The sequence below is a fragment of the Micromonospora fiedleri genome (genome assembly GCF_016774385.1).
In the GTDB taxonomy this organism is placed as follows: Bacteria; Actinomycetota; Actinomycetes; order Mycobacteriales; family Micromonosporaceae; genus Micromonospora; species Micromonospora gifhornensis.
This window is the reverse complement of the sequence record NZ_JAETXL010000005.1, coordinates 603,972-626,433: the sequence shown is the minus strand read 5'-3', so window position 1 is coordinate 626,433 and position 22,462 is coordinate 603,972. Positions and strand designations below refer to the sequence as shown.

The following is a 22,462-nucleotide window of genomic DNA, read 5'->3' as shown; positions in this document are numbered from 1 at the left end:
CTAGCCTCGGTCTTTCATCTGGGCAGTCGTTCATAGCTGTTGGTCGATGATGTTGGTTCGGGGTTGGTCGGTCGGTTTGCTGGCATGCTGATGGCCCGACGCTGGGCCGGGTTCCTCCGTGCTGCGGGTCGAGGCGTGAGGCTTCGGGGTCAGCTGGCGGGTCGTGGTAGTGCGGCGAGTCGGCTGAATGCGCTGGTCAGGGCTTCGGTCCAGGGCCAGTCGGTGGCGATGGCGAGGCGGGTCCGGCGGGCGGTGCGGGTGATCCGGGCGGCGACGTGCAGCAGGCGGTAGCGCAGTTTCTTGGGTTCGGCGCGGGTGAGGTCGCCGTCCAGGAGCAGGGTTTGGGTCCAGGCGATCAGGTCGATGCCGGTCAGGGCCAGCTGAAGCCAGGCCTGGTTGATCGCGAAGTGTCGGGACGGGAACCGGCCGAAGCCGGTGTCCTTGCCGGTGCGGATGCGGTCCTCGACGCGGGCGTGGGCGCGGTGGCGGGCTTCCAGGTGCTGGATTCCGCCGTTGCCGGCGGGGGTGTCAGTGGCGACGACCTGATGCCGCCAGCCTTCGACGGTGTCGAACAGCGACAGTTGCGCGCCGGGGTGCGGGCGTTCCCGGCGGACCAGGAACCGGGTCCCTGCGGGCCAACCGGCGGCGTCGATGAGGCCGGTGATCTCGCAGACCTCGGCGTGTTCCCGCAGTTCACCGCTGGTGTCGATGGCGGGGACCCAGTCGGTCGCGGCGCGGATCGCCTCGCGGACCGGCTCAGTGATCGCGGCGCCGACGGAGAACCGGATGTCCACGTGCTGCTCCCGCAGAGCCCGGATGTGGGCGAGGAAGCCGTGACTACTGCCGGCCGAATCGGCGCGCAGCAGGATCGGGGTGCCGTGCCGGCAGGCGTCGGGGATCTGCGCCAAGGCCTGGTCCAGGACGGTGACATGGTCGGCGGTGGTGTTCGAGCCGGCCCGGCCCTCGCGCAGCAACCCGGCGAGGGCTTCACCGGTGTTGTCCAGGAAGCACAGCAACGGGTGATAGCCGAAGGTCTTCTTCCAGGTGCGGGTCGCCGACTCCTTCTCGGAGTGACAGATCACGATCGACGCGTCGATGTCCAGGACCAGGCCGTCGACCTGCCGGCCGGCCACACACACCTGCGGCAGGTCGCCGCGGACTTCGGCATGCTGAGCCCAGGCGACCTCGCGGGCACGGGCCCGCGCGGCACGTAGCTGCGCCAGCATCGGCTCGTCCAGCTGCGACAACAGCCGCCATGCCGTCGGGTCGGAGGCGACCGGCCCGAACAAGGCGGACTGGTCACGCAGCACCGCCAGATCAGCGATGGCCTCGCCGCCATCGGCGAGCATCACGGCCACATCCACGGCGATCCGGCCCGGGCAGTGCCCACCCTGCCGTTGCCGCAGACCAGCGAGAGCATCGCTGAACGCACTGCTCAGCCCAGTCGTATCGGCCAGATCAGCCAGCAGCCGGGCACCGGCATGACCGACCACGCCCCGCCCGTCACCAGTCACCATGATCTTCGGACGTGTTGCGGTAGCCTTCACCCAGCAAGTGCCTTCCGTGACAGGAACATGGGACCTTCGACAAGCCCTATTTTCCCTGATCAGAAGGCACTTCTTCGTTTCCTGCCCACCCTGTGGACAGCCCTTAACGAAGGGCCGAGGCTAGTACGCCTCATGTCCGCACGGCGGTAAAGCTGCTGAGCGGGAGGTCCGTGGCCAATACCGGGAAGGGTGACTTCTGGAAGGAACCGCTGCGGCGTCCGTCGTAGGGCTGTGTTCTGCCCGGGGAGTGACCTCTAACCGATCGAGGTAAGTTCCCGTGCGGCCGGCATCTCGTCCCATGTGCGCCCGTCGAGATCCCGCCCGCCGGCCTTTGGTGTTCTGCCGCCCCACTGCTTGAAGAAAAAGGCCGTTCCGTCTGCGGTGCACTGGTCCCGGAGGGAACGCACCCAATTGGGGTCGACCGGCCGGCAGCCGGGGCCGGACTCACCGCCGGCGATTAGCCAGTCAATGCCACCGAGGTCCAGTTTGTCGAGCGGACCGAGGAGCGGCTCGGCCGAGACGAACCGAATGGTGGCCGGGACCTGCCGGAGATGGTCGATGCGCTCTGTCTGCTCATCGTCCTCCACAGACACACCCATCCAGATGTTGGTGGACCAGGTGAGGCGCGGGGCGAGCTTCGCGAGCCTCGCGGCCCGCTTGGTGAGCACCTGGTAGGTGTGCTGTGGGGTGGCCGCCATTACCTCAAAGACCTGCTTGACGAAGTCGAGGGGCACCTTTGCGTGGAACAGGTCGCTCATTGAGTTGACGAACACCACCCGCGGCTCCCGCCATCGGAGGGGCAGCGTCAGCTCATTGGGGTGTATCGCAACTCCGAAACCAGGTCCCGATGTACGCGGGTCACCGTCCGTCTGGTACTTCGCGGACCCCATCGCCTTCAGCCGCTTCGCCAAGGTCAACGCGTAGCAGTGATCGCAACCACGCGAGATGCGGTCGCAACCAGTTGTCGGGTTCCACGTGGCTTCGGTCCACTCGATAGAGCTCTTGTCTGCCATCACCACACTCCCCGGCCGGTTGGATTGATTCTGTCGAACGTGCGTACGGATTGAAAGGTGTGAAGGCGATCTTTCTGGTTCAAGCAGCACCTGTAGCAGTTGCCCATGCTTACGCTCGACCAACGTACGGAAGGCAGACTCGGACGCGGCCAGGCCGTCGTAGGCCGGATGTTGGCGGCCAACGACGGCTCTGCCTGCCAGCTAGCAGGAGGCGGCTGGTCGGAGATTGCGTTTCGTCCGGAGTTCTCTTACCTGTAATTGGTGAACTGGAGGGCGACGCCGAAGTCCTCCGCCTTGAGCAGCGTGATGACGGCCTGCAGGTCGTCCTTCTTCTTGCCTGTCACGCGCAGCTGGTCGCCCTGGATCTGCGCCTGTACGCCCTTCGGCCCCTCGTCACGGATCTTCTTGCTGATCGCCTTGGCCTTCTCCTGGTTGATGCCCTGCACCACCTTGGCGTCGATCTTGAAGACCTTGCCCGACGAACGAGGATCCCCGGCATCCAGCGACTTCAGCGAGATGTTCCGCTTGATCAGCTTCTCCTTGAAGACCTCCAGCGCAGCCTGCACCCGCTCCTCGGTCTCCGCCTGGAGGCTGATCGCCTCCTCGCCCGACCAGGAGATCTCCGCACCCGTACCCCGGAAGTCGAACCGCGTCGCAAGCTCCTTCTCCGCCTGACGAAGGGCGTTGTCGACCTCCTGGCGGTCAACCTTGCTGACGATGTCGAACGACGGGTTCGCTGCCATGCTCATACTCCTGCTGTTTGTGATCGTTTGCCCCTGGATGACCAGGGGTGCGACCCCCTGACGGTACCCGGTTGCGCCGAAGCCAGGAGGAGCCGCTATCCTTGCTTCCGCCGCCGCACCACGGTGCGGAGGTGTGCCCTGGCGGGTTGCCCGAGCGGCCAATGGGAGCGGACTGTAAATCCGTCGCGAAAGCTACAGAGGTTCGAATCCTCTACCCGCCACCAGGTGCACCGAAAGGCCCCTGACCTGCCCGAGAGCAGGTCAGGGGCCTTTCGTGTGAGTCCCGCTCGGTCTCGCCGGGGGTCGCTCAATCTCACTCGTCGTGTCGCATGCGTGTCGCCGTCTCGGGCTAGAAAAACAGCCGCAGGAGTCCTGTCACGGCCCCGATGACCATGGCGAGTCCAGTGAGCGCGCCCGGCAATACCTTCACCCAGTCAGTCGGGTGCTCGCACCGCCGCTCGTTCCGTTGACGGTGTCCATTGCTTCGGGTAGCCGGTCTTGCTAGCTTCGGCACCTGGCCTCCTACTCTGAAGTCCTCAGCGGGGCGTTCTGAAGCGGGAGGGTCATAGCGGCATCCGGGTGCAGCCGGGTGCCGCTTCTTTGGTGACCGTTGGGGATACTCGCCGCTTCGCTGCCTTGATTGCAGCGTGCTCAGACACTTCTTGCAAGTACGGAGAGTTATAAACGCGTTTTTAGCAGCAACGGAGTGTCACTGCGCGTCGTCCGTTCTGCCCGAATGTCAGACGACGGAGCCGCTTGACTGCTCCTGCTGCGGTGCTATTCGCTTCGCAGCACCGCAGCAGGGTACTTGGCTGGGCTGACGAAACTCTGAGTAGTTTTCGGCGGGTCTTTTGTGATCCCGGACACGTTCTATAACCGCCCTTTTAGCGCCGCCTCGATGCGTCGGCGTGCGGCATCTTCCTGGCCGTAGACACACTTCGCATACACCCGCATGAGGACGTGCACGCTGTGCCCGGCCCACTCGGCGACCTGGGTAGCCGGGACCCCGGCGTTGAGCCAGAGCGACACGGCGGCGTGCCGTAGGTCGTAGGGTCGCCGGGCCAGCGGTGAGCGTTGCTGAGCAGGGGTGAGCACCTTTGCCCGCGCGTCCCGCCATGCCTTCCCGTAGGTGTTGTTCGGGATCGGCTGGCCAGCGGTGGGCACGTACCGTCCGCCGGGGCCGCGCCGGGTGACGAACAGCTTCCCGTTCGATCCCGGCGGGTACTCCTTGATGTGGTGATCGAGTAGCCGCACGAGCGGCGGCGGCACGGGTACGTCCCGGGTCGCTGCCTTTGCCCGGTGCTTGAGCCCTCGGTCCTCGGCGGTGTCGTCTCCGTCGCCCCAGTCCCGGCCCACGGCTACGGTCGAGCCGGTCAGATGCAGCACGCCCCACCCCCCACGTTGGGCGGGTCGCTCGTATTCGTCTTCCCGCAGGTGAAGCACTTCTTCGGGCCGCAAGGCGGCGTAGTACATGCACCCGAAGAACGCTTCCAACTCGGGCACGGCGCGGCCCACCTCGGCGAGCAGCGCCCGCGCCTGATCGGGGTTGACCACCGCCCGGCGGTCCACCTCATCGGCCGTCTTCGGCGCGGTCCAGCTCACCAGAGACATCGGGTGTGCGTCGAGTAGCCGCAGCTCAACCGCGTACTTGAGGGCGCCCGAGAAGACGGCGCGCTTTCGGGCGATCGTGCTGGGCGACGCGGGAGCGCCGTCCATCCGTAGGGCGAGCGTGTCGAGCGCCTTTCTGACCAGCGCTGCGTCGGTGAGCGCGGCCAGGTCGACAGTGTTGGCCTTCAACCAGCGCACGGTGGCGGCGAGGTCGGCGGGTGGCTCTCCCGCGTCGCGGCGGGTTTTGTTGAACGCCCACCCGTAGAGCGCGGCCCGTAGCGCCTTGTCGCTAGGCACGCCCCGGTCGGTGGCGAGCAGGGCCGGTGTGACGGTGGCCAGCGTTTCGGCGATGCCCTTGCGGTGCTTGGCCGATGCACGGGGCCACTTCATGTCAACGTAGGCCACGGCGTGGTCGTACCACGATCGGGTGTTGAGCGCTCGCGCCATCGGTTCGGGTAGGCCGCTGGCCTCATCGAACGCGACGCCTTCCCGCTGAGCAACGACCAGCTTGGAACGGAAGCTCTCGGCCAGGGCGCGGGTCACGAACGTCTTGCGGAACGAGCGGCCAGCCACCTTCCACCGGACCACGTAGGAGTAGCCCCTGGCGAGTTGATTCTTGAGGATGCCGTGTACGCGTACGTCGTAGGTGCTCAAGCGGCCTCCTCGTGATCGTTGAGCCAGGCGTCCAGGTCGCGGCGGCGGACGTACAGGCTGCCGTTGGGGTACTTGATGGTTCGGGGTGCGCGGCCGGTGGCCTTCCAGCGGAAGAAGGTCGACCGGGGTACGCGCAGTTCGTCCAGCACTTCGGCGAGGGTGAGTAGGTTGCCGGTCGGGGTGCGGCGGGTGGTCATCGGCGGGCGTCCTTCCTCGGGGTGGCGTCGAGGTAGATGCGCTGGTGCATCGGGGATCGGCGGTCGGGGTAGGGCCGGGTGACGTGGCGGATGTGCAGCACTTGGGCGATGGCGGCCAGTGCTGCGGCTGTTTCAGCGGGTGTGCCGTGCAGCCTGATTCGCATGCTGAGCGCCTTTCGGTCGGTGCGGGTCACTTGTGGAGGAACAGGGGGGTGTCGCCGCAGAAGGGCGTAGGGCGGCCCGCTGAGAGGGCCGTAGACGCAAGATCCGGGCAGGGTTGTTTTTAGGCATAGGGCTGATGTGTCTGTGTGGCTCTCAGCGGGCCGTTTCCGGGGATGCCGGTCGATGGCTGGTGTCCCGGTGTGGGCGGGGTGGGGCCGGGTGGCGGTGACACGGTGACAGTCCGACTGCTGGTCGGGTGTTTGTGCTGGTCAGTGGGTGTTTGGTGCTGTCACCGGGGGGTGGTGACAGGTGGTGACAGCGGTGACAGTCGGCGGGGGTGTCACCGCTGTCACCGGGCTGTCACCGGGGGGTGGTGACAGGGGTTCAGGTGGTGTGAGCTGCGGAAACGTGGCTGGCGGGCGGGGTTGTCACCGTGTCACCGCTGTCACCGTCCCCGGCGGCCAGGTCGGCGGCGCGGGGGTGGATTTCGTAGCCGCCCGTGTCGGTGGTGCGGACCCATCCGTGGGCGGTGAGTACGTCCAGGACGGCGGTCACGTCGGCGGCGCGGGGTAGTTGCCGGTGGCAGCGTCGGTGCAGTTCCCGGCGGGTGAAGGTGGTCATGCCTTTGGCGGTGACGATGGCCAGGACGCGGCGGGCGGTTTCGGTGGTGGCGTCGGCGGTGATGGTGGCGACGGCGGCCCGGTAGTGGGCGGCGAAGAACTCGGCCAGGCGTACCGCGTCGGCCATCCGGTCAGCGTCGATGGGGCGTCGCCAGGCGTCGGCGGGGTGGTGGGCGACGTGCAACAGCCCGGCCAGCCGCAGCGTCGCGCCGGACAGCTTGTTTCCCCACTCGCGCATGTCGTGAAGGCTTCCGCCGGGCCGTAGCTCGGCTTCCACCTGCTCGGCGGCGGCCCGCCGCACCTTCCCGGCGTCCTCGGTGAGCACGACCACGGCGGGGTCTTCCCACTCGGCGAACGTGGCGGCCAGGTCGTGTATCCGGTGCCGGTACCCGGCGGCCACCTGCTCCGACACGGGGGGCGTGTCCACGGGCCGGTAGCCGGCCATCGACGCCGGGAGCGCGAACAGGAACCGTGCCGGAAGGCCACGCCCGGCCAAACCGGCGTTACCGCCGAACTGGCGCAGCACCACCGGTTGCGCCATCACGCACACGGTGAGAGCGGGCTTGTCGATGGAGGCGCCTTCGCGGGTGGTCCGCTCGTTGCTCATCGGCTGCCCGGCGTGGCCTTTCAGGTACGGGTCGAGGTTGGGAGCGCCCGAGTAGCGGCCAGCAAGCGTGTCGAAGATGCCGCCTTCGTCGCTGATGATGGCCATCCGTCCGCCGTTGGCGGCCATCAGGCTGATGAGCGCTTCCGGGGTGGCGTCGTCGGTGATGAGTTTCGGCAGGGTCGGGACGGTGATGGCCTCAGCGGCGATCGCGGCGGCCACCGCCTCGGCGGCGGCGTCGTCGCGCTTGCCGGGGTCGGTGGCTTTCGCGGCGGCGGCTTTCGCCTGCTCGGCCTGCCGGTCAGCGATGTCGCGGAGGGCGGCGGCCTCAGCGATGCGGGGTCGCATCGCCTCGGCGAGGGTGGACTGTGCGGCGAACAGGGGCGCGGTCATCGCCCGATGCACGGGCGATTTCCTCTCGCCGGGACCGGCGATGACGGCGGCGAAGATGTTCACCGGTTCCCGCCACCCGGCCACCGGCTCCACCTCCAACCGCCCACCCGCACACGCGGACAGCGCGGCGACGGCGAGGGTTCCGGCCATCGCGGGATCGGTGGCGGTGAACCGGGCCACCCCGGTCACCATGTCGGCCAGCCAGGTCGGGAACACGTCGACCGGGAACGGCGGGGTGGCGGTAGCGGCACCGGTCAGTGGCACGGGCGCGTCCCACAACGGACCGCCCGGCGGGCCGTCGTCGGTGGGGTGCGGGTGGTCGGGGTTGACGAGGTGCAGACGGGCGGGTGTCATGCGGCGACTCCTTCGGCACGGAAGCCACCACGGATGGCGGCGCGGATATCGCGGTCGGTCTGCTCGGCGCGGCGGCCCGCGTCGGTGAGAGCGGCGATGGCGTCGGCGTGATCGATAGCCCCGGCGGTGACCATCCGGGCCACGCCCCGAGCTGCGCCGTAGAGGGTGGTGCGGCGCACGCCTTCGGGAGCGGTGGTCACGCGGTCGAGGAGCACGGCCAAGAGGCGGTCGGGATGGGAGATGCCCCCCGCCTCACGTACGCGCGTCGGGCCGGTCGCGGCCGGGACCGGTGGTGCTGGCGGCGGTAGGCAGGCCGTCAGCAGGGCGGGGGGCATCTCCCCTACCTCCGTGTCCCTGCCGGTCGCCCATCGGTACGGACGTCCGGTGCGCGGGTGCACCGAGGGCGGCAGCACGACGTAGCCGCCATCGGCTTTCACGTCGACTCCGGGGCCGAGTCCTTGTCCGGGCTTGCCCTGGCTGCACGGCACCCGGCGGCCGGGGTGCCGGTAGAACAGGTGCCACCCACCCGACCCCGTGACCACGTACGCGGTCGGCGGCAGAAGCCCCCGGCCTATCAGGTCGGCCAAGGTGGTACGGCCACCGTGGGCGGGGTCGATGTCGACCACGACGGTTCCCGACGCGGCACCCGTGCGCAGCGCGAGCTGTCCGTTGGGGACGGCGGCCACCATCGCGGCCACCCGCTCCGGGTCGGTGCTGGCCGCGTAGAAGCCGTGACAGGTCAGGCACGGGCAGCCGTCCTGGTCGTGGGTCGGGTCTTCGTCCGCCTTCGGGCAGGCCGGGCAGTTAGCCACGGGCCGTTTGGTGCGACCGAGCATGAACACCGGCCACCCACGACCGGCGTAAGCCAGCGCAGCGGTGACCAGCCGGGCAGAGTCGGGCATGAGGAAACTCCCTCCAGGTGTGGCGGTGGAAGGCCGGGGCCGTGCGGATGCTGGCCACCGGGTAGTGAGAGCGCGAAGCGCGCCGATCAGCTCTGGTAAAGGTCGAGTAGCGACGGATCGGTGGGGACGCTCTGTGCGCGGCCGGGTCGACGGACGGCGGGGGCGACGGCCAGCCGCAGATAAAGGCGATAGCGGCCGGAATCGGCGCCCGCCATCGCGTGTCGGGTGCCGCGTTGGGCGAAGCGGCCGGTAGCGGCAAGCGCGGTCACGGCGGCGTCCAGTTCGGTCGGAGTGCCGACCAGCCAGATTTCCAGGCCGGACGGCAGCCCGGCCGTCACCCGGCCCTGCCGGGGCGAGGCCGCGCGGCGATGGCCGCGCGGGTGACCACCTGCCGCAGGTCACCGAGCAACCCGACCAACTGACGCCGTGCGGCCAGCTCGGCGGGAGCGAGCGCCACACGGACACGGATTTCGGCGTGGTCGCGCCCGGCGGCGGTCCGCACGCGGACCAGCACGGCCCTCGCCCGACCCGCGATGTCGACCACGATCTCGTCGGATCGGTGTTCGCCGAGTCCGCAGCGGTGGTCCCGGCCGCACCAGTCGGTGTGACCGGCGGCGCGGCGGTTCATCGGTGTGCCTCAGCGCGTAGCCGGTGGAAGACGTTGTAGACGCGCCGTCCGGTGCGCAACCTCATGCCCCGGTCGCAGCGGCGGCAGGCGCGCGGGCGACGTAGGAAACGGGTGGTGGTCTGGCCGGTGCCCGCGCAGCGGCGGCAGGTGGTGAACGGGCTGACCCAGCACAGGAGGCCGTAACCGAGCGTGATCAGTGTGGGGATGGTGGTGAGGGTGATAGCGGCTTTGGTCAGGGTGTCCACGGCAGCCTCCGGGGCCGGTTTTGGGGCGTGAACGGCTGTGAGCTGCTATCCGCTAGAGGGCAGCTCATGATTCGGTTTGGGTGCTAGCGGGGGTGCTAGCGCTAGCAGCACGGGCCGCTAGCGCTAGCACCCTGGCGGCGGGTTATCCGGCGGACCGCTTCCGGTCACGCTCCGCGATCGCGGCCAACAGGTCGGTGTGCTTGATGCCGCGCCGGGTGACCGGCTTGCCGTCGACGCGGCGGCCCACGTCGGCGACCTTGATCGACGGGTGGGGTTTGAGGGCGGTGGTGAGCTGTGCGGCTTCCCACCCGCCGTAGACGTCGGGTCGCAGCTCGGCGAGCAGACCGCACAGCGTTTCGTTCCACGCCGACTTCTCATCCCCCGGCCACACCTGCGCGAGGTCGCCGAGCACGTCGGCCACCGGGACGATGTCGCGGGTCTGCTCGTCCGGCTTCGGCAGCGTCCCGGCCGACTGCCGCAGCGCCACGGCGCGGGCGACGATGCGGGCGGCGGCGGTGGTGTCGACGTAGAACGACCGGACCGCCGACGCCTTCGGGCCGAACCCGCGCAGGATGCCCCATCCGGCTTCGATGACCGGCTGAAACACCGTGGCCCGGTAGCCGTTCTTGTACGCCGACGTTCCGAGGATCATGTCGTTCGCGGTCTGGTCAGCCACGGACAGGCAGAACCGGGAGTTGACGTTGCGGGTGATGCCGGTCGGCAGGCTGTCCTTGTCGGGGATCTGCGTCCCGATCAGGATGATCACCCCAAGGGCGCGGCCCAGCTTGATGACCTTCTCCAACAGTTCCCCGGCGTCTTTGCCGTACTTGCTGGTCATCAGCTCTTGCAGCTCATCGAACCAGGCCACCAGCGGGTGAAGCCCGGAGCCTTTGAGCGAGGCCAGTTCCGGGGTCACCTTGTTCTCGGGGGCCTTCCCGAGTCGGGCGTAGTGCTCGATGCGCTTGGAGCGGCGGCGGCATTCCTCGTACAGCCACTCGATGAAGGCGAAGCAGCGGGCGAGGGTGTCGTCATCGAAGCCGTTGCCGTACTCGGCCATCACCGGCTCCAACACCGCGAAGTCCCCGACGCCCTTCAACTCGTAGCCTCGGATCTCGGTGCGGGGGTCGAGGGCTGCGGCCAGGATCAGATCCCGCAACGCGAACGTCTTCCCGCTACCGGGCTGACCGCCGAACAGCCAGTTGCGGAACATCAGGTCAACGCTCACGGTGTCGAGGCGGGGCGTGGTGGCGAACGGGAACGGCTTGAACACATCCACCTTCGCGCCGCTGGCCAGGAGCGGCCAGGCGGGTTGCTTCATCTGCGACGCCGGTTCATACCCGACCCACAAGGCGAGACGGCCCGTGTGACCGGGGGCGGGTTCCGGCCACACCTGATCCAGCGGCAGCCGCATCGCCGACGCGAGCTTGCCCCGCCGGGCGACCACCTCGGCGGCTTCCACCCCGTACGGCAGATCGACCACGGCGAGGTGACCGGGGCCGTCGCGGTGGATGTCGACCGGGAAGCTGATGGCCTTCGGGTCTTTCGCCACCGCGCTGTTGATGGCGGGCATTTGCAGCGACGTAAGCGCGCGGCGCACCAGGTCGGCGGTCAGCTTGCGGTAGCGGGTGCCCTCGGTCACCCAGTCCGTGATCGGCCGGTCCGCCGGGCGACCACGGGTCGCCAGCCACGGCACCACCACACCACCGACCACCGCCGACCACCACGACGGCCCGGCCGCGAGCACGATCACGCCGGTACCGGTCCCCGCGGTTCCGGCCGCGAGCACCCACCACCGCCACACCGACTGACGCTGACGGCGGGCGTCCAGCTTCAACCAGGTATCGGCGTCACCCCGCGACGCGGCGGCCTGCCGCAGGTGCCAGTTCCCTTCCTCAGCGCTCGCCCAGCGTAGGGCGTGGCCGATGCTGCGGACCGCGCCGATCGGCGCCCATGCCAGGGCTTTCACCGCGTACTTCGGCAACCGGACACCGTGGTACGCGACCACGTAACCGGCGTCCTTGCTCTGATGCTTCACAGCGGCGCGTAGGGCACGCCCCGAGCGCGCCCACTCGGCCAGGATCGGCCGACGCTGCTGCTGTCGGGCCACCACCTCAGCGGGGATGTCGTCGGCCATGTCCACCGGACCACCGACCCGCTCCGGTCCCGCGTCAACCGTCTCCGCATCCTCGGCGTCGTCCGGGTCGTCGGTGTCGGGGTCGACCGGTGGGCGCGGGCGGGGAGCACGACGGGCGCGGGCGTCGTCCAGGTCGACCACCTCGGCATCCGGCCCGGCGGTCAGGTCCGCCTCGGCGGCGTGCCAGTCGAAACGGTCATCGTCATTGGGGGCAGTCATGATGGGGGTTCCTCCCACGGGTCTGTCGGATCGGTAGGGGACCGGCGGCACGGCCCGTGGTTTGCGAGGCCGGTGGGCCGTGCCGCCGGGCTGGGTCAGCGCTTCTTGCGACGGCCGATGGCCACGGCGCCGTTGCCGATCGCGGACTGGCCCGTGACCGTGATCTGACCGGTCTGGATACCGCCGTCATCGGTGGTGGTGGGGTCGAACGTGTAGTGGTTCTTGTCGCAGATCGCCAGCGCGCCGGTGGAGTCGACCGACAGGCGCTTGAAGTTGCTGGTGCCGCAGGTAGAGCAGGACGAGATCGCCACGATTGGCCTCCCTCAGGCGGTGATGATCAGGGCGGTGATGAACAGGAATCCGTAGTGCCAGGACTGGTCGAGGGCGTACATGCCGCCGCCGTTGTCCAGCCAGCCCTGGTCCTTGCCGAGTCGGTCAGCCAGCCACCGCAACGGCGTGCGCCGGTCGGCGATGTAGTGGCTGACCAGGTTGACGGCCATACCGACCGCCAGGGCCACCGGCGAGACACGCAGCCCCGCGACCAGGGCCAAGGCACCGAGCGCAGCTAGCTGCGTGGCGCCGTAGGTGAGGATGTGGCCGATGCACGCCCACATTCCGGCGGAGCCCGGCCACGCCTTGACGGTGGCCTGCCCTTGGGTTTGGCACCAGTGGTCACCGACCTGGTGTGCGGCGTAGAGGGCGACGAACACGGCGGCGAACACGGCGGCGCGGGGGTCGGTGGGATCTGCGAACATGGGTGTTCTCTCCTGAGGTCCGAAAGGACTGAGGGATGGGCCGGCGGCACGGCACAGGTTGGTAGCCAGGGGCCGTGCCGCCGGGCGGGGTCAGGGACGCCGGGCGGGCCGGGGCGGGCGGGTCGCCATCGCGGCGACCGCGAACGCGGCGGTACCGATCGCGTGCAGCACGCGGGCGGCGGTGTCGTCGGCGGTGAACAACAGGACCAGATTGGCCAGGGCCAAGAGGTTGAACAGGTGCCACACGCGGCCGGTGGTGCGGCGGGCCGTGGGCAGGTCAGCGGGATTGGTCATCGGTCAGTGGTCCTCTCGCACGAGGTGGGCCAGGGCGGCGCCCATGCCGAGCACGGCCACGGGCAGCACCGATACGGCGGTGGTGATCCACCACGGGGCGACCGTGATCCCGGCGGCGACCAGCAGGTGATAGGCCACCTGGCCGAGTGCGCCGACGAGTAGTGATCCGAGTGCCGACCACTTGGCGAACCGCAGCGCGCGGGGCGGCACCCGCCCGGACAGCCACACGTAGAGGGCGAACGCCCCGTACGTCTCGACACCGATCGGCAGAGTGATCGCCGTGTTGATGGCCAGGCTGTCCCAGATACCCGGCAGCGGGTGCACCACCCCGAACCCGGTGAGTCCGCCGAGCCCGACCCACCCGGACCACACCGCGACGAACGCGGGCAACGCGAGCAGGATCACCGGCCACGCGGCCACCGGCCGAACCGGCTTGACCGGTGCGGGTGGGGTGGGTGTGTCCGGGTGACCGACCGTGCTGGCCTCGGCGACCGGCGCGGCCGGTGGGATCATCGGCGGCTCGGCGGGCGGCGGCGTGTGCTCGGGCACGACCGGTACCGGTGCCGGGTCCGGGCCGATCGGTTCGGCGTAGTCCAGACGAGGCGCCACCGGGGCGTCGGTGTCGGTGCGGGGTGCCAGCAGGGAGCCCCGGTCCGCCATCGCCGAGCGAAGCGTTTCGGTGCGGGTCCGCTCGGCGTGCTCGGACTTGAGCCGGGCCAGCAACTCATCGGCCTTCGGCGCACCGATGCGGAACTCCCGCATCAACCGGTTACGCGACGGGAACTCCTGCCCCTCGGGCAGGTCCAGCGCGCGGGCGGCGGGCAACAGCTTCTCGATGGGTTGCGGGTAGCGGGTGCCGTTGATCGTGGGGGCAGTCATCGCGGGTGTCCTCCGGTCAGTCGGTGAGGATGTCGGCAATGAGGTCGCGGTGGGCGGGGAACACGTGGCCGCCGTAGGTGCCGGTCAGTTCGGCGGTCAGGTCGTGGTAGGTGTCGGCAACGATCCATTCGGCCCGGTGGGCGTCGTCGTTGCCCTCCACCCAGGGCAAGAGGTAGTGGCCGGTACCGAGGTCGATGCCGATCGGGACGGTGACCATCCACGCCTCATCCGATGCGCGGGGGTCGGGCACGTACCGGGCCGGGTAGCGGGTGTGCGGCGTGGTCGCGGCGTCCAGCGTCAGGCCGGTTTCCTCGGCCAGCTCGCGGAAGGCGGCGGCGGTGGGGTTTTCGCCGGGGTCGACGTAGCCGCCGGGCAACGCCCATCCGTGCCCGTCACCGCGCTCGATCAGCAACAGCCACCGCGTGCCCTCGGTGTCGACAGCGGTGACGATGGCGTCGGCGCACTGCTGCTCACCCCAATGGCCGAGTTCGTTACGGCCGTACCGGATGCCGGTCGGCCCGTACGGGTTGACCGGCCGCCCATCCACCAGCGGAAACGGGATCGCGGCGGCGGCGCGGCGTGCCGTCCAGTCGATGTCAGCGGGGTCCATGGTCGGATCGGCCCACGGCGCACCGGCGGCGATGCCGTCAAGGACGGATGGATGGGTGTAGGTGCGGGTCATGCGGCTTCCTCCATCGGATAGGCACAGTCGACGCACTCGCCGAGCGAGCGCGGGATGTAGTAGGGCCGCACCTCACCGCAGACGCGGCAGGTCCGGCGGGCCGTCAGGGCGGCGGCGATCGCGCGCTGCTGGGCGGGGGTGGCGGTGCGCTTCGGCCGGGCCAGGTCCAGCCGGTACAGGTAGGCGGTGCGGGTGCCACCGACGCCGCGCCACAGGATTTGCGCGGCCACCGGCTGACCGGCGGGCCGCAGCCCGGCGGCGCGGAGTTGACGGCGGGTGGCGTAGCCCGGCGGGGCACCCTTCCACCAGAACGTCGGGATGCCGTACCGCGTCCCGTCCGGGTCGTGGAACGCGGCGCGGATACGCGACATCAGGCCGCGCGGTGCGGGTCGGCGGAACGGGTCGCCAGGTCGGCGGCGGCCCGCGTGACACGGGACTCCGCCCGACGCAGCCTGCGCCAGTCCAGGGCGGTCGGGCCGCCGTGGTCTTCGGCGTAGAGCAGGGTTATCTGCGCGTCCAACACGTCCAGCTCGGCGGCGATCAGCGGCCACTCCGACTCGATCGCGGCCAGGTCGGCGGCGGTCGGCTCAGCGGTGACGGCGGACAGGTTGGTAATCACTTCGATCGGTTCCTTCCAGAACGGCGAGAGCGCACGGCTGGCGGGCAGGACCGGCAGTGACGCTCATTGGGTGCCAGCGGGGCGAGCCGGCCGCACCGGTTGCAGGTACGCCACACGGCGCTGTTCTTGGTGGTCACTCGAACGGCAGCGAAGACGCTCACGGTCATGACGGCTCACCTCCACAAGCGGGATCAAGACGGGGGACCCGGGGTGAGGCAGCGCATCAGAACCAGCGCGACACCCCACCCCGGGGCGAGTGCAGAGAGGCAGAAGACGTTCCGCGCGCCAAAATCCGGCCCGCTCGGCCCGCTCGCTCGGGATCTACCGAGGTCGGCCACCGTGTGGATCAATGCGGGAATACCGCAAGCCAGATCAAACGCGGCGCTTCTGCTCTGAAGTTCTCAATGACCAACCGCACAGGGGGACGTAGGCGCGCAGTGCTGTTACGCACTGCCTTCCCCGGACCCCAACTGACGGGATACAACGTGGCGTTGTATTCGTGACGCTACAACGCCACGTTGTATTCGCGCAAGCACCCGTACCACGTAGGCTTGTACTGATGACTGACGCTGACCTGCCCGCCGACTGGTGGACGACGGACCACGTACGCACCTACCTCGCGTCGGTAGGTGCCCCGATCAGTCGCGCAACCTGGGCTTCTTACGTCTCACGCGGTCAGGCGCCCGCGCCTGACCGGATGTTCGGCCGGTCTCCGGCGTGGCAGCCTGAGACCATCCGGAAGTGGCAGGCCGAGAGGCCGCGCCGAGGCACCACCGGCTAGGTCGGATCACTGGTGCCTCCTGTCCTCGGCTCCCGTCTGCGGCGGCACCTTGCTCGCCTGCCAATGAGACTGCCCGCCGGGCAGCGATCCAGGCAGGTCCTACGCACGGACACGAAGGACACGACCCATGTCCAATGAGGTCCCTCGGCAGTTCAAGCCCAATCTTGTGCTGGTCAACCGCCGGAAGGCGGTCGGCTGGGAGTCGCGCAAGCGCGCCGCGCGGGAGCTGCACCGCGTAGGCCAACAGCGCGGCATCCGCGAGACGCCCACGGTTGAGGCCATCGAGAAAGCGATGTACCGCCACGAGACCGGGCGCGTAGCTGTCACCGACCCCATATACCGCCAGCTCTACTGCCTGGCATACGACGCAAAGCCTCACGACCTGTTCGGCGAGTTGACCGGCAGCGCCGAGGATCGGCCGCACTTCACGGCGCGATCCCACAAGTTCGTGACAGCGTTCGTCGGCGCTGAGGGCGCTGCCCGGCTACGCGAAAGCGCTGGCTGTACTCCGGCCGTGGACCAGTGGCACACCTGCTACTCGGCACCCGTCGATCACCCGGAAGGCGATTGCATCCTCTACGTCTGGCCGTGCGGGTCGGCAATCTTTCACCTTGTCGAGCATGTCCAGTTGTCCACGATCGCGGCACTCGCAGCGTGGCGGGAAGTGTCGTACGGCGACAACATCAAATGGGCAATCGATTACCTCGCACCAATCGCGCCTGCCGAAGACGAGTCAGCGGTGTATGTTCTCGGCGCTCAGTGGGTCGTTGAATCAGCGTGGCCGGCTGAGTTGCTAGAAACGGCGCTACGCATCATGTCGACACCGAAGGTGCTGCTGCACCGTGGCCGAACCATGGATGACGAACACTTGTCGCATGCAGAACTGATCGAGCAGTCGTTGCTATCCGAAACGTACGACCATGTAGGCATCGAATCATTCGGCGTACGGGGAATCTCAGTAGGCTACGCCTCATGGTCTGGCGTCGTGTATCACCCGATCTCAGCCGAGCGCTCCCTAACGGAAGCCGAGTTGATCGCCTGCGAGCTTGCGATTCAATCCATGTGGGCGTATAGCGACGCGATCGCCCGACAGGTCGAGCAGGGGCGCGATCCACAGGTGCCGCCGGAACATGGATGGCGCTACCTTCGGGCAGTACGCTCCCGACTCACTGTTTCCCGCCTACGGGAGACCGGACAGCATCAGGCAATGCGCCGAGCAATTCTGCGGACGTGTGACCTAATGCCAGCCCTAGACCAAGCCATCGAAACCCTCCGTGATACGGATCGAGGTTGAGCCAATGACATCGGGTCGGCCGGTACTTGTCGTAACGGACATGCAAAACGGCTTCGTGCGAGAGCAGTCATTGCACATCGTTCCCGTCGTTATCGACCTAGTACGCCGCTGGCAGGCAGCTGGTGGCGACACACTCTTCACCCGGTACCTCAACTATCCCGGCAGCCCCTTCGAGCGCTTCTTTGGCTGGCAACGGCTCCAATCTTCACCCGACATTGATTTGGTACCCGAGTTGCGTCCCTACGTAGATCAGGGCGTAACGCTTGACAAGAGGATTTATAGCCCGTTCACTCCTGAGGGGGTGGCGCTATTCAAGCAGCGTGGATGGGAAGAGTTCTACTTCTGCGGTATCGCTACCGAAAGCTGCGTCTTGAAGGGTGCGGTTGACGCATTCGAGCACGACTTTACGCCGTGGCTAATCGCGGATGCCTCGGCAAGCCACGCGGGCACTGAGGCGCACGAAGCGGGACTCCTGGTTGCCCGCCGCTTCATCGGTCCTGGGCAGGTGATCACACAAGCCCAGATATCGTCTGACCTGCTGCCCGGCGATCGGTACGCATAGAGATGAACGGTCGCACCTTCCTTGCAGGTGCCGACTCTCGTAAGGTGGTCCAGTGACCGCCGACGAGACTCGCCTTGCTGTTGAACTTGATTTCCTCAGCGAGGATCCGACCGACAGGGATATCGCCAGGAGCTATTGGGAAGTAGATGCCGACGGCAGTTGGAAACGTCCCGTTAGAGAGGTAACTGCTAGCGCCGGAATTTCGCAGATCACCCTCACGCAAAGACTTCGAGAGATCGCTATAGCACGCGACCCTGAGACGCCTTGCGAAAATTGCGGAATCGCGATGATTGCAGCGAGCCGTAGCGAGTTCGATCAGAACCGGCGATCTGCTGCGTTCACCCACGTTGTGTGCAAAAAATGCCGCTCGGCGAAGGAAGAGGCAGAAAAGCTAGCCGCAGCCGAACGCCAGCAACGACTTGTCGATGAGGTCAATGCCCGTTTTGGGTACAGAGATCTGGATCCGCTAGAGATCGAACAACTAAGCCTCCGAGAGGTGGTCACCCTCTTAGCGCTCTTTCGGAACCCTATGGACGAGAACTACACGTGCTCCATACCACTCGACTCCTGGAGCGGGAGCAGCCCCTTCTCTGCCCGCCCTAAGGATGGCCGCAGCAGACTGACAGAACTTTGGAATTCCGGAAAGATCTACGTCCATCCTTCAACCCCACCAAAGGCGTTCGGCTGGGTCGTCGATAGCGAGGGCGATGAACAACCCGGGGTTTACGTCGATCGCGTCCGATGGACCGCGCGAGGCCAAGGTCCAACCGGCTCCGTAAACGCAACTCTGGTCAAGGGAATCAAGGGCGCGTTGGCCCGCCCCTGGCCGGACGCCTGGCAGATGGGATGGGCGAGCGAATGGGATCGAGTGATGCTCGAAGAAGCCCTCGCCTACCTAGAGCTATGCATGGAGGAATACAATTTCGAATTCTCTCCGGGGGATCGGACACGTGATGTCCTTGCAGAGGCGCTTGAATCGTTCGCGCTCGGTGCGGTATATAACTTCATCTGGAGAGCCACAAAGGACAGCGCAGCCTACTTCCAACGCGGCGGCGTCACTCGCAGGCAGGCCGCAAACAGTACTGTTGGCCGAATTGAGCGATCCGTTGAATATGCGTTGGCTCAGAAATGGGATGTAAAGATCTATCGCCGCGATAGACGGCTCCCCTGGTCCGCCGTCAGCACCACTCTCTTCACCACAGTTCTGGGGGTAGGTGACGCCATGACAGCGAGGCCAGACGACGTACCTCTGGACGACAGCGAGGATCCCGCTTGGGAGCCTGACGCTGCCAACCACGAGGGGGCCGATACTGCGGACGAGGAGAGTAGGCAGTAACCCGTCGTCTCAGCGTAGCTCCGTCTCGACCTGCTCGGCGGCGGCCCGCCGGACCCGTCCGGCTTCCTCGGTGAGGGTGACGACGGCGGGGTCTTCCCACTCGGCGAGGATGGCGGCCAGGTCGTGGACCCGGTGCCGGTACCCGGTGGTTACCTGCTCAGGCACCGGGGCCGTGTCCACCGCCCGGTATCCCGCCAGGAACCGGGCGGGTAGGCCACGTCCGGCGAGGTCGGCGTTGCCGCAAGCCGTGCGCTCCCTCGGCGAGCTACCGGCCCGGTGCGTACTGATCGGTGACTCGCTCTCAGACATCGAGGGGGCGCGGGCCGCCGGGGTCGCGGTGATCGGTTATGCGAATCGGCCGGCGAAGGTCGACGCCTTCCGGCTTGCCGGGGCGGAGGCGGTGGTCACCAGCATGGGCGAGATAGCCGCCGCGCTGCTCGACCGGGGGAGCGACAACGCGAGTTGACTCCCTCCGACAACATGCATGCCGTGGATGGGTTTCAACTCGCTGCCGCCCTTGTCGGTCATCTGGCTTGGCCAGTCTCGGTACTGGTCATAGTTCTGGTGCTGCGCAAGCCAATCATGAAGCGCATGGAGCAACTTCGCTCGGTTAGCGCGGGAAGCTTCGCGGCAGAGTTCGGAGAAGCCGAACGCCAGGTAGATCGAGCCATTGAGGCCGAGGCAACTAGGGCAGTGGCGGATGAGGAGGTGGGCGGGCCGGGGGCACCTAGTAGCGCCGAGACTGACCGGCTAGAAGCTGGCTTCAAGGAGATCGCACTTCGGGCAGGCGAGAACCCGTCGTACTCGGTGGTGGCATCGTGGTCGCTGCTAGGGGAGATCATGGCGAGCATTGCGGCGGATCTCCTTCCAGCGAACCTCCGCAGGCCATTCGGCAGTGGGTCGTCGTACTTGCCCGTGATCAGGGCTTTGCATGAGCAGGGCGCTATTTCGGACGAGACAGCCGGTGCTCTCGACTCGCTTCGGAGGCTTCGGAACGAGGTCGCTCACGGCACGACGGCGCCAGAGGCTGGCGCTGCTGTTGCCTACGTCCGTTCCGCGAACGACCTAGCGGAAGTGATCCGCTCGGGCGCGGACATGGTTTGGCGGCGTCGGCGATACGAGGAGTAGACAGGCGTGCTGTGTCGCATCTGTGTCACCGTCTCAGGGTTGGAAGGCGTTCGGGCTGGTCAGAGGCTTGCGGTTGGCGCTCTGTAAATCCGTCGCGAAAGCTACAGAGGTTCGAATCCTCTACCCGCCACCAGGTGCAGAAACGGCCCCTGACCAGCAGAGATGCTGATCGGGGGCCGTTTTCGTTGATCACCTCTGTCGGGCGCGGGCGGTCGGTGTCTGTGGGAGACAGGTCGGGATTAGCAGGTAGTCCGGGCTTGGGCTGACGCGGTAGTCGGAAGCGTCGTTCAGTAGCTCAGCGCTGTGGTGTCGTTGATGAGGCGGCGGGCTTCGGCGATGACGTCCGCGTCGAGGTCTGCGCTGGTTGTGCTGGTGTACGGGTGCCCGTTGTAGACCGAGTCGACGTAGTCGTAGGCGTTGTCGAGGGCGATCAGGTCGGCTGCCAGTGGAGTGCCGTCCCAGGTGATGAATCGGTACGCCCAGGATGTGAGGTCGCGAGGCGCGATGGTCTGTGCGAGCAGCCGGCGGGCCATGACCCGCAGTGCCGCCTCTTCGCCCTCTCGGCTGCCCTCCGGGTAGTAGGTCAGCGAGAGTTCCGTGAGGGCGCCTTCGAGCCAGCGCCGCAGCTCGTCGCTTTCGTTGCCTCTCGTCGGCGAGATCCCGGCGACGATCCGAAGGGTCGGACTGTCGATACCGACAACGAGGCAGTCGCAGGCGGTGTCGATCACGTCGGCCGCCGTGCTCGGGTGCACGCTCCACAGGGCGGCGGCGTCCTGGAGGCGAGCGAGGGCATCGTGCATTCGTACAGGGTCTGCCAGCAAGTTCCTTACGTCACTGGCATATCCACTCGTAGGTTCAGGGGCGAGGTGGGGGCTGGGTCCGGCTGGCGGCTCTGGGCCACGGGATGGTGGGCGTGTCGGTGGCGCTGCAACCGTTCTGGTCGTGGAGGCGGCGTCACTCTCCGTGCGCAGTGAAGATGCGGTTCAGGCCGTCGTGCTCGTCGCGTAGTTCCAGGAACTCGTCGAGGAGGTCGAACAGGGTCTCGACGGCACGGGCGTCGAGGTCGCCGTCCATGTTGTCGAGGGCCTTGGGCCCGGTGGGATGGGTCAGGTGGGCGACGATGCTCCACCAGACGTGGTTGTCGAGGCCGCTGGCTTGAGTCACCAACCACGGTTGGAAGCCGCTCAGCAAGGTTCCTGCGTTCGCCTGGTTGCACCCTTCGATGAAGGCCACGACGCAGGCGAAGTCTTCGCGGATGAGCCACATCCTCGGGCGTTTGCGGACGTTGGCGAACAGGTCCCGGTAGCTGGTGATCGTGGCGGTCACTGGTTAATCGTGCCTGACCCGTTTGCTGCTCGCGGTCGCACTGCCCCTCGATCGGGCAGCCGCAGGTCGGGCTGTCGATGCCGGCCATCGGTCTGTTGGTGGCGACCATGATCGGTGCCGTTCGTGATCCGACATTTCACTGCGGCGGCCGGCTCCGAGCGTCGGGCGAGGGGTCCTTGCTGGGCGTCGGCAGATGTTCGCGGCCGTCTCAGCGGCTTCGGTGCGGACTGACTGGCTGAATCATCCATTCATGGGGGTGACTGAATTGGTATGTCGCGCCTACTCTGGTCGTGGTGCGGGCGGCGGTCGGGGAGGCGGCCGTCGGGGGGCGTTGACTGGGTGCTTTCGGCGGTGTTATAGGACGCTGCCGGCCAGTGACGGCAGGGGTGGCGCGGTTGGTCCGCTAGACCCGCTAAGCCACCTAAGTGGCGTATGCGCGGATAGCGTGTTCTTCCGGCCGGCTGTCGTCGGGGTGGCCTTGACCTGGTCGGATGTGGTGCGGCCGTGCACGTGCAGCTGATGTCAAGCGGCAACCCGACCAACATCGGGTTTGCGAGCTTTCCACCGCCCCGCTGGCTGTGGCACCATCGGAGAGCCCCGTTACGCACATTCGTCACCCCGCCAGGAGCGCTCATGTCTGCTCACCGTCTGGGCCGGCTACTCGGCTCCCTTCTGCTCGTCTCCGGCCTGGTGGTCGCGGTCGGCGTCGCCAGCGAGTTCGAGGTCCGGACCCACGGCATCGAATGGATGATGCCGGTGTTGGGCACGCTGGTGCGCTGACGC

Annotated in this window: 26 protein-coding genes, 1 tRNA gene and 2 pseudogenes; 7 read left to right on the top strand and 22 right to left on the bottom strand. The window is 67.6% G+C overall.

Going from position 1 to position 22,462, the window contains the following annotated elements; translation table 11 throughout:
* Positions 1–149: 149 nt before the first annotated feature.
* The 3 genes from JMF97_RS17045 to JMF97_RS17035 form a co-directional block, all read right to left on the bottom strand.
* On the bottom strand, positions 150–1,547 hold the full coding sequence (locus JMF97_RS17045; protein ID WP_102659786.1) for an IS1380 family transposase: 1,398 nt from the start codon (positions 1,545–1,547) through the stop codon (positions 150–152).
* 254 nt (positions 1,548–1,801) lie between these two features.
* A complete protein-coding gene (locus JMF97_RS17040) occupies positions 1,802–2,560 on the bottom strand; it encodes a DUF5131 family protein (RefSeq protein ID WP_203222411.1) in 759 nt (252 codons plus the stop codon).
* A gap of 248 nt (positions 2,561–2,808) precedes the next feature.
* The gene (locus JMF97_RS17035; protein ID WP_203222410.1) at positions 2,809–3,303 is read right to left on the bottom strand and encodes a YajQ family cyclic di-GMP-binding protein; all 495 of its coding nucleotides are present in this window, start codon (positions 3,301–3,303) and stop codon (positions 2,809–2,811) included.
* Between the two features lie 140 nt (positions 3,304–3,443).
* On the opposite strand from JMF97_RS17035, the gene JMF97_RS17030 reads away from it, so the two are divergent.
* Positions 3,444–3,527 (top strand) — tRNA-Tyr (locus JMF97_RS17030).
* A 646-nt stretch (positions 3,528–4,173) separates the two neighbouring features.
* Here the strand turns inward: JMF97_RS17030 and JMF97_RS17025 are convergent.
* The 16 genes from JMF97_RS17025 to JMF97_RS16950 all read right to left on the bottom strand — a co-directional run bounded on the left by JMF97_RS17025 (position 4,174) and on the right by JMF97_RS16950 (position 15,252).
* Positions 4,174–5,565 carry a tyrosine-type recombinase/integrase gene (locus JMF97_RS17025; protein WP_203222409.1) on the bottom strand — a complete coding sequence of 464 codons (1,392 nt, stop codon included), beginning with the start codon at positions 5,563–5,565 and terminating at the stop codon, positions 4,174–4,176.
* Positions 5,562–5,762, bottom strand: coding sequence for a helix-turn-helix transcriptional regulator (locus tag JMF97_RS17020; RefSeq protein WP_203222408.1), 201 nt, complete (start codon positions 5,760–5,762; stop codon positions 5,562–5,564). The genes JMF97_RS17025 and JMF97_RS17020 overlap by 4 nt, the downstream gene beginning before the upstream one ends.
* Positions 5,759–5,926, bottom strand: coding sequence for a hypothetical protein (locus JMF97_RS17015; protein WP_203222407.1), 168 nt, complete (start codon positions 5,924–5,926; stop codon positions 5,759–5,761). Before JMF97_RS17015 ends, JMF97_RS17020 begins: the two co-directional genes overlap by 4 nt.
* 382 nt (positions 5,927–6,308) lie before the next feature.
* Complete coding sequence (locus tag JMF97_RS17010) at positions 6,309–7,895, bottom strand: YfjI family protein (protein ID WP_203222406.1); 1,587 nt, start codon at positions 7,893–7,895, stop codon at positions 6,309–6,311.
* On the bottom strand, positions 7,892–8,797 hold the full coding sequence (locus JMF97_RS17005; RefSeq protein ID WP_203222405.1) for a bifunctional DNA primase/polymerase: 906 nt from the start codon (positions 8,795–8,797) through the stop codon (positions 7,892–7,894). Before JMF97_RS17005 ends, JMF97_RS17010 begins: the two co-directional genes overlap by 4 nt.
* 86 nt (positions 8,798–8,883) lie before the next feature.
* Positions 8,884–9,135, bottom strand: coding sequence for a hypothetical protein (locus tag JMF97_RS17000; RefSeq protein WP_203222404.1), 252 nt, complete (start codon positions 9,133–9,135; stop codon positions 8,884–8,886).
* A complete protein-coding gene (locus JMF97_RS16995; protein ID WP_203222403.1) occupies positions 9,132–9,425 on the bottom strand; it encodes a hypothetical protein in 294 nt (97 codons plus the stop codon). Before JMF97_RS16995 ends, JMF97_RS17000 begins: the two co-directional genes overlap by 4 nt.
* The gene (locus JMF97_RS16990; RefSeq protein ID WP_203222402.1) at positions 9,422–9,670 is read right to left on the bottom strand and encodes a hypothetical protein; all 249 of its coding nucleotides are present in this window, start codon (positions 9,668–9,670) and stop codon (positions 9,422–9,424) included. Before JMF97_RS16990 ends, JMF97_RS16995 begins: the two co-directional genes overlap by 4 nt.
* A 142-nt stretch (positions 9,671–9,812) precedes the next feature.
* Positions 9,813–12,023: a P-loop NTPase family protein gene (locus tag JMF97_RS16985; protein WP_203222401.1), complete on the bottom strand. Its 2,211-nt coding sequence runs from the start codon at positions 12,021–12,023 to the stop codon at positions 9,813–9,815.
* Positions 12,024–12,118: 95 nt separating this feature from the next.
* The gene (locus JMF97_RS16980) at positions 12,119–12,334 is read right to left on the bottom strand and encodes a hypothetical protein (protein ID WP_203222400.1); all 216 of its coding nucleotides are present in this window, start codon (positions 12,332–12,334) and stop codon (positions 12,119–12,121) included.
* Positions 12,335–12,346: 12 nt separating this feature from the next.
* Positions 12,347–12,778, bottom strand: coding sequence for a DUF3307 domain-containing protein (locus JMF97_RS16975; RefSeq protein WP_203222399.1), 432 nt, complete (start codon positions 12,776–12,778; stop codon positions 12,347–12,349).
* A gap of 90 nt (positions 12,779–12,868) precedes the next feature.
* Positions 12,869–13,072: a hypothetical protein gene (locus tag JMF97_RS16970; protein WP_203222398.1), complete on the bottom strand. Its 204-nt coding sequence runs from the start codon at positions 13,070–13,072 to the stop codon at positions 12,869–12,871.
* A 3-nt stretch (positions 13,073–13,075) separates the two neighbouring features.
* Complete coding sequence (locus JMF97_RS16965; protein ID WP_203222397.1) at positions 13,076–13,951, bottom strand: ABC transporter permease; 876 nt, start codon at positions 13,949–13,951, stop codon at positions 13,076–13,078.
* 16 nt (positions 13,952–13,967) lie between these two features.
* The gene (locus JMF97_RS16960) at positions 13,968–14,633 is read right to left on the bottom strand and encodes an NUDIX domain-containing protein (RefSeq protein WP_203222396.1); all 666 of its coding nucleotides are present in this window, start codon (positions 14,631–14,633) and stop codon (positions 13,968–13,970) included.
* On the bottom strand, positions 14,630–15,004 hold the full coding sequence (locus tag JMF97_RS16955; RefSeq protein ID WP_203222395.1) for an RRQRL motif-containing zinc-binding protein: 375 nt from the start codon (positions 15,002–15,004) through the stop codon (positions 14,630–14,632). The genes JMF97_RS16960 and JMF97_RS16955 overlap by 4 nt, the downstream gene beginning before the upstream one ends.
* Positions 15,004–15,252: a DUF6284 family protein gene (locus JMF97_RS16950; protein WP_203222394.1), complete on the bottom strand. Its 249-nt coding sequence runs from the start codon at positions 15,250–15,252 to the stop codon at positions 15,004–15,006. Before JMF97_RS16950 ends, JMF97_RS16955 begins: the two co-directional genes overlap by 1 nt.
* Positions 15,253–16,160: 908 nt before the next feature.
* Here JMF97_RS16950 and JMF97_RS16945 point away from each other — a divergent pair.
* The 3 genes from JMF97_RS16945 to JMF97_RS16935 are packed head-to-tail and all read left to right on the top strand — an operon-like array spanning position 16,161 to position 19,225.
* A complete protein-coding gene (locus tag JMF97_RS16945) occupies positions 16,161–17,327 on the top strand; it encodes a hypothetical protein (RefSeq protein WP_203222393.1) in 1,167 nt (388 codons plus the stop codon).
* A 4-nt stretch (positions 17,328–17,331) separates the two neighbouring features.
* Complete coding sequence (locus tag JMF97_RS16940; RefSeq protein WP_203222392.1) at positions 17,332–17,889, top strand: cysteine hydrolase family protein; 558 nt, start codon at positions 17,332–17,334, stop codon at positions 17,887–17,889.
* 52 nt (positions 17,890–17,941) lie between these two features.
* Positions 17,942–19,225 carry a hypothetical protein gene (locus JMF97_RS16935; RefSeq protein WP_203222391.1) on the top strand — a complete coding sequence of 428 codons (1,284 nt, stop codon included), beginning with the start codon at positions 17,942–17,944 and terminating at the stop codon, positions 19,223–19,225.
* A 12-nt stretch (positions 19,226–19,237) separates the two neighbouring features.
* Here the strand turns inward: JMF97_RS16935 and JMF97_RS16930 are convergent.
* Positions 19,238–19,465: pseudogene (locus tag JMF97_RS16930) on the bottom strand (DUF3987 domain-containing protein); the annotation flags it as partial.
* Between JMF97_RS16930 and JMF97_RS16925 the strand changes: the two are divergent.
* Positions 19,464–19,691 (top strand): annotated as a pseudogene (locus JMF97_RS16925) (HAD family hydrolase); the annotation flags it as partial. The pseudogenes JMF97_RS16930 and JMF97_RS16925 overlap by 2 nt on opposite strands.
* Positions 19,692–19,816: 125 nt before the next feature.
* Positions 19,817–20,353, top strand: a complete 537-nt coding sequence (locus tag JMF97_RS16920; RefSeq protein WP_203222390.1) for a hypothetical protein — start codon at positions 19,817–19,819, stop codon at positions 20,351–20,353.
* Between the two features lie 287 nt (positions 20,354–20,640).
* Here JMF97_RS16920 and JMF97_RS16915 read toward each other — a convergent pair whose 3' ends face one another.
* A complete protein-coding gene (locus JMF97_RS16915; RefSeq protein WP_203222389.1) occupies positions 20,641–21,153 on the bottom strand; it encodes a hypothetical protein in 513 nt (170 codons plus the stop codon).
* Positions 21,154–21,307: 154 nt separating this feature from the next.
* Positions 21,308–21,679, bottom strand: coding sequence for a hypothetical protein (locus JMF97_RS16910; protein WP_203222388.1), 372 nt, complete (start codon positions 21,677–21,679; stop codon positions 21,308–21,310).
* A 633-nt stretch (positions 21,680–22,312) separates the two neighbouring features.
* Between JMF97_RS16910 and JMF97_RS16905 the strand changes: the two genes are divergently transcribed.
* A complete protein-coding gene (locus tag JMF97_RS16905; RefSeq protein WP_203222387.1) occupies positions 22,313–22,459 on the top strand; it encodes a hypothetical protein in 147 nt (48 codons plus the stop codon).
* Positions 22,460–22,462 lie beyond the last annotated feature (3 nt).

Coding starts and splice junctions, on each gene's coding strand:
- JMF97_RS16915 (WP_203222389.1), bottom strand. CDS start 21,153: ATGCACGATGCCCTCGCTCGCCTCCAGGACGCCGCCGCCCTGTGGAGC.
- JMF97_RS16920 (WP_203222390.1), top strand. CDS start 19,817: ATGGAGCAACTTCGCTCGGTTAGCGCGGGAAGCTTCGCGGCAGAGTTC.
- JMF97_RS17020 (WP_203222408.1), bottom strand. CDS start 5,762: ATGACCACCCGCCGCACCCCGACCGGCAACCTACTCACCCTCGCCGAA.
- JMF97_RS16945 (WP_203222393.1), top strand. CDS start 16,161: ATGTCCAATGAGGTCCCTCGGCAGTTCAAGCCCAATCTTGTGCTGGTC.
- JMF97_RS17040 (WP_203222411.1), bottom strand. CDS start 2,560: ATGGCAGACAAGAGCTCTATCGAGTGGACCGAAGCCACGTGGAACCCG.
- JMF97_RS16905 (WP_203222387.1), top strand. CDS start 22,313: ATGTCTGCTCACCGTCTGGGCCGGCTACTCGGCTCCCTTCTGCTCGTC.
- JMF97_RS17010 (WP_203222406.1), bottom strand. CDS start 7,895: ATGACACCCGCCCGTCTGCACCTCGTCAACCCCGACCACCCGCACCCC.
- JMF97_RS16995 (WP_203222403.1), bottom strand. CDS start 9,425: ATGAACCGCCGCGCCGCCGGTCACACCGACTGGTGCGGCCGGGACCAC.
- JMF97_RS16940 (WP_203222392.1), top strand. CDS start 17,332: ATGACATCGGGTCGGCCGGTACTTGTCGTAACGGACATGCAAAACGGC.
- JMF97_RS16985 (WP_203222401.1), bottom strand. CDS start 12,023: ATGACTGCCCCCAATGACGATGACCGTTTCGACTGGCACGCCGCCGAG.
- JMF97_RS16975 (WP_203222399.1), bottom strand. CDS start 12,778: ATGTTCGCAGATCCCACCGACCCCCGCGCCGCCGTGTTCGCCGCCGTG.
- JMF97_RS17015 (WP_203222407.1), bottom strand. CDS start 5,926: ATGCGAATCAGGCTGCACGGCACACCCGCTGAAACAGCCGCAGCACTG.
- JMF97_RS16955 (WP_203222395.1), bottom strand. CDS start 15,004: ATGTCGCGTATCCGCGCCGCGTTCCACGACCCGGACGGGACGCGGTAC.
- JMF97_RS16970 (WP_203222398.1), bottom strand. CDS start 13,072: ATGACCAATCCCGCTGACCTGCCCACGGCCCGCCGCACCACCGGCCGC.
- JMF97_RS16965 (WP_203222397.1), bottom strand. CDS start 13,951: ATGACTGCCCCCACGATCAACGGCACCCGCTACCCGCAACCCATCGAG.
- JMF97_RS17035 (WP_203222410.1), bottom strand. CDS start 3,303: ATGGCAGCGAACCCGTCGTTCGACATCGTCAGCAAGGTTGACCGCCAG.
- JMF97_RS17005 (WP_203222405.1), bottom strand. CDS start 8,797: ATGCCCGACTCTGCCCGGCTGGTCACCGCTGCGCTGGCTTACGCCGGT.
- JMF97_RS16960 (WP_203222396.1), bottom strand. CDS start 14,633: ATGACCCGCACCTACACCCATCCATCCGTCCTTGACGGCATCGCCGCC.